We start from the raw sequence: 3,572 nt of genomic DNA, 5'->3' as shown, positions 1-3,572 counted from the left end.
GACCCGGGCGACCCGCACCGCGCTCCGGCACGACCGGCACCTGCTGACCCGCATCCGCGAGCAGATCCTCAAGCTGGAGCCCGAGGCCGAGACCGAGCCCGTCCGGCTGGAGCGCTTCCGCCCCCGGACGATCGTCAGCATCATCGCCCTCACCTTCGCCGCCTACATCGTCATCCCGCAGCTGACCAGCGTGCAGCTGGACCAGATCGGCTCCCGCGCGAACTGGTGGTGGGTGGCGCTCGGCGCGGTCGCGGCCGCCGTCACCTACGTCGCGGCGGCGCTGATGCTCATCGGGTTCGTGCCCGAGCGGCTGCCGATGTGGCGGACCGTCCTGGTCCAGATCGCCGCGTCGTTCGTCAAGCTCGTCGCCCCCGCCGCCGTCACCGGTGTCGCGCTCAACACCCGCTACCTGCAGAAGTACGGGATCCGCTCGGGTCCGGCGGTGGCCAGCGTGGGCGCGTCCCAGCTGATGGGGATGGTCGTGCACATCCTGATGCTGGTGGTGTTCGGGTTCATCACCGGGTCCACCCAGACCGCCACCCACGACCTGGCGCCGTCCCGGACGATCATGATCGTGCTGCTGATGCTCGCGGTCCCGGTGGCGGTGGCGCTGGCGATCCCGCGCGTCCGGCGGTTCGTGACCGGGCGGCTCCGGTCGATGTTCTCCGGCGTGCTGCCGCGGCTGGTGGACGTCCTGCAGTCGCCCCGCAAGCTCGCCACCAGCCTCGGCGGCACGCTGCTGCTGACGGCCGGGTTCGTGGTCTGCCTGGACGCCTCGATCCGCGCCTTCGGCGGCTCGCTGCCCTGGACGGCCGTCGTGGTGGTGTTCCTGACCGGCAACGCCCTGGGCTCGGCCGCGCCGACGCCCGGCGGGCTGGGCGCGGTCGAGGGGGCGCTCACGCTGGCGCTGACGATCTCGGGGCTGCCCGCCGAGATCGCCACCTCGGCGGTGCTGCTGTTCCGGCTCCTGACGTTCTGGCTGCCGGTCGCGCCCGGCTGGGCGGCCTTCGCCTACCTCCAGCGCAAGGAGGCCATCTGACGGGGATCGCGGGTGGTGCGGGGGTCTCCGGGAGCGCCACCGCGGCGGGCGGCGGGACGGCGGAGGGAGCCGGAAGTCGGCCGGCGGGGCGTGGGACGCCGGGGAGGAGTGGGGCGGCTCAGCTTGGGGAGAGCGGGTCAGCCGGTGCGGCGGGCGCGGCGGCGGTGGGCGAGCTCGTCGTGCGGGTGGGCGTCGTCGCAGTCGCCCGTGTCGGCGCGTTCGGCGGGCAGCTCGGCGAGGCTGCCCTCGACCTCCTGCCAGACCCGGCCGAGCGCGATGCCGAAGACGCCCTGGCCGCCCTGGAGCAGGTCGACGACCTCGTCGGCCGAGGTGCACTCGTAGACGCTCACGCCGTCGCTCATCAGGGTGATCTGGGCGAGGTCCTCGACGCCGCGGTCGCGTAGATGGTTCACCGCCGTGCGGATCTGCTGGAGCGAGACCCCGGTGTCCAGGAGCCGTTTGACCACCTTCAGGACCAGGATGTCGCGGAACCCGTACAGCCTCTGGCTGCCCGATCCCTGCGCCGCCCGGACGCTCGGCGTCACCAGGCCGGTGCGCGCCCAGTAGTCGAGCTGCCGGTAGGTGATCCCGGCGGCGGCGCACGCCGTGGGGCCCCGGTAGCCGACGTCCTCCGGCGGCGCCGAGACCCTGGTGTCGAAGAGCAGACCCTGCTCTCCGGCGCGCTGGGACGCCATGCGCCTGTCGGGGGTCGCCTTGCCCTCGCCGCTGCTCACCGCCACGCGGACCTCCGGCTTCTATCAGCCCGCGGTGTTCCGTCAAGGGGGTTTGACGAATGACACCACGGGTGTTCCACCAGCACGGTAGGTGCCGGTCAGGGTGTGGTCAACGTTCGTCGTCGGCGCGTCGCCTACCCGGATGAACCGGCTTCACGTGGGCAAACTGCGCACCTCCGGCGCCATCGAACTCCTACCCACCTCTCCCCGGTGCGGAAACGGAACGCGGCGGCCGCCTCCGGAACATCCCGGCGGCGCCACGATCCCGCAGGTCACGCCGGGTGACCGGCGCATCCGCGCCGCCGGGCGGCGGCGGACCGCCGAGCCGGACGCGAAGGGCGCGCCGCCCGGACGCATCACGCGGCCCGGACGCGGCACACGCACGACCCCGCACCTGGCGAACCCCGGGGTAACGCGAGCGCCATACCACGCTGATGAGACAACCAGGAAGTCGCGGGAGACATCCCGTCCGCCGGTTCGCGCTGCTCCGCGCCGGCAGGCCGTGGGAGACCCGATGACAACTACGTATTTTACCTCCGGACGCGCCGGGAGGTGTGGTTATGATCACCCTCGTGTCGAGCGGGGCGCGGTAGCGCCCGGTGCGGGGCGGTCAGCCCGCGCGGCCGAAGTCCTCCGGGGTGATCGTGTCGAGGAACTCGCGGAACTTCTCCACCTCGTCCTCCTGCTCGTCGGGGATCGCGACGCCCGCCTCCTCGAGGATGTCCTCGGCGGCGAAGATCGTCGCACCGGTGCGCAGGGCGAGCGCGATGGAGTCCGACGGCCGGGCGCTGACCTCGACGCCGTTGGAGAAGACCAGGTCGGCGAAGAAGATCCCGTCGCGCAGGGCGGTGATGTTCACCGTCCTCAGCTGGACGCTCAGCGCGTCCAGGACGTCCCGGAAAAGATCATGGGTGAGGGGCCGCGCGGGCAGCACCCCCTGCTGGGCGAAGGCGATCGCGGTCGCTTCGACCGCCCCGATCCAGATGGGCAGGTAGCGATCGCCCTCCGTCTCCTTCAACAGGACGATCGGCTGATTGGAGGGCATCTCGACCCGGACGCCGACGACCTCCATCTGCTTCACTGCGGCTCCCTGCTGGTCCTCGCGGCCTCGATCTGCTCTCGTCCGGACCGGCTGGCCGCCGACCCCTGTAGCCAACGTACACCCCGCCCGCCTCCGGGTGGCCGGGCGACGGGCGGGCAAATCGCGCCGTCCGGGCCCCGCCGCCCTTTCCGGACGGCGGTGCGGCGGGGCGCGGCCGGGCTCACCGGTCCAGGTTCTCCCGCAGGCCGGCCGAGACCAGCGCCGTGTGCAGCCGGACCGAGAGCTCGGCGATCTCGAAGGCGGTGCGGGCCGCCTCCTCGTGGGCGCCGGGGCTGCGGCGGCGCAGCTGGGGCGCGACGAGCTGCTCGATCAGGCCCACCTGCCGGTCGGCGGCGGCCTTCACCGCGCGCAGGTTCCGGGCCTCGAAGCCGAACGCGCCGAGCGCGGCGGCGGCGCGGGCGACGGCCAGCGCGTCGCCGTCGTAGTGGGTGCCGGACCGGCGGACGAGCCCGTACTCCTCCAGCTGGGCCAGCAGCGCCTCGGTGATCGACGCGCCGTCGATCAGCTGGCGGCGGGTGAGGCGGACTTCGGCGGCGGGCTCCGCGCCCGCGTCGGCCGCGACCAGGGTGCGCGGACGGCGCGTCCCGTCCGCGGCGCGCCCGTCTCCCGCGGCACGGCCATCCCCTGCGGCACGGGCATCCCCTGCGGTGCGGCCGTCCGCCAGGGCGTGGCCGTCCGGGGCCGTGCGGGTGTCCGG

At 73.6% G+C, this 3,572-nt stretch carries 3 protein-coding genes and 1 pseudogene; 1 reads left to right on the top strand and 3 read right to left on the bottom strand.

Annotation, left to right across the window (positions count from 1 at the left end):
• On the top strand, window positions 1-1,039 hold a 1,039-nt coding region (locus AB0J52_RS32255; protein WP_500186598.1), incomplete at its 5' end, for a lysylphosphatidylglycerol synthase transmembrane domain-containing protein.
• A gap of 137 nt (window positions 1,040-1,176) precedes the next feature.
• On the opposite strand, the gene AB0J52_RS32250 is transcribed toward AB0J52_RS32255, so the two are convergent.
• The 3 genes and pseudogenes from AB0J52_RS32250 to AB0J52_RS32240 form a co-directional block, all read right to left on the bottom strand.
• Window positions 1,177-1,779, bottom strand: a complete 603-nt coding sequence (locus AB0J52_RS32250; protein ID WP_500186596.1) for a MerR family transcriptional regulator — start codon at window positions 1,777-1,779, stop codon at window positions 1,177-1,179.
• Window positions 1,780-2,383: 604 nt separating this feature from the next.
• Complete coding sequence (locus AB0J52_RS32245; protein ID WP_026416580.1) at window positions 2,384-2,854, bottom strand: bifunctional nuclease family protein; 471 nt, start codon at window positions 2,852-2,854, stop codon at window positions 2,384-2,386.
• A 181-nt stretch (window positions 2,855-3,035) separates the two neighbouring features.
• Window positions 3,036-3,572: pseudogene (locus AB0J52_RS32240) on the bottom strand (hypothetical protein); the annotation flags it as partial.

Origin of the sequence: Spirillospora sp. NPDC049652 (genome assembly GCF_040675125.1) — a bacterium.
Classification (GTDB): domain Bacteria; phylum Actinomycetota; class Actinomycetes; order Streptosporangiales; family Streptosporangiaceae; genus Spirillospora.
The sequence above is the reverse complement of the archived record's forward strand: the minus strand, read 5'-3'. Positions and strand labels throughout refer to the sequence as shown.